The 831-nt window shown below is 43.4% G+C and carries 3 tRNA genes and 1 rRNA gene; all 4 read left to right on the top strand.

Annotation, left to right across the window (positions count from 1 at the left end):
* Positions 1-77, top strand: a 16S ribosomal RNA gene (locus R7P64_RS24185); the annotation flags it as partial.
* An 89-nt stretch (positions 78-166) separates the two neighbouring features.
* Positions 167-242: transfer RNA gene (locus R7P64_RS24180), tRNA-Glu, on the top strand.
* 2 nt (positions 243-244) lie between these two features.
* Positions 245-320 (top strand) — tRNA-Lys (locus R7P64_RS24175).
* Between the two features lie 28 nt (positions 321-348).
* Positions 349-424: transfer RNA gene (locus tag R7P64_RS24170), tRNA-Val, on the top strand.
* The last annotated feature ends 407 nt before the right edge of the window (positions 425-831 follow it).

The raw sequence follows: 831 nt of genomic DNA, 5'->3' as shown, positions 1-831 counted from the left end.
CCACTTTGTGGTTCATGACTGGGGTGAAGTCGTAACAAGGTAGCGCTAGGGGAACCTGGCGCTGGATCACCTCCTTAAACGATGATTATTGCGATGAGTGTTCACACAGATTGATACGGTTTATGAAGTTTAAGAGATAGAACATCCCCCAAGATGTTCACTTAGTGTCCCGTTCGTCTAGAGGCCTAGGACACCGCCCTTTCACGGCGGTAACAGGGGTTCGACTCCCCTACGGGATACCATTGGGTCGTTAGCTCAGTTGGTAGAGCAGTTGACTTTTAATCAATTGGTCGCAGGTTCGAATCCTGCACGACCCACCATTTCCTTCCACGGAAATCAAAACAATGTGGGCGATTAGCTCAGTTGGGAGAGCACCTGCCTTACAAGCAGGGGGTCACTGGTTCGAGCCCGGTATCGCCCACCATTCTCTAAGTATTTTTGGAATAAAACGTCCAAACCAGAACAAGCAATTGATACTGGTTGGTATTTTTGACTCTGAAAGTCTTTAGAAAATGTAACTTCCTTGTGAAGCAACATAGCTCTTTAACAATTTGGAAAGCTGACAAAACAACAATTTATTGTTGTTTGTAAAGTTCTCAATGTTTATCGAAAGATAAACACCAAAAAACACATTCAAGTGTTCTTGGCTTTTTGTTTTCATTTTTTCTAAAAATGAAGGTAAAGAGATGAGTCCGGCAAAATCGAATGTCTCTCGCTCATTCAAATAATGAGAGACAACTTTGGTGATTTGATTATCAACTCGAAACTCCTTCGGGTTGTATGGTTAAGTGACTAAGCGTACACGGTGGATGCCTTGGCAGTCAGAGGCGA

The organism is Vibrio sp. 2304 (assembly GCF_033339475.1).
In the GTDB taxonomy this organism is placed as follows: Bacteria; Pseudomonadota; Gammaproteobacteria; order Enterobacterales; family Vibrionaceae; genus Vibrio; species Vibrio alginolyticus.
The sequence above is the reverse complement of the archived record's forward strand: the minus strand, read 5'-3'. Positions and strand labels throughout refer to the sequence as shown.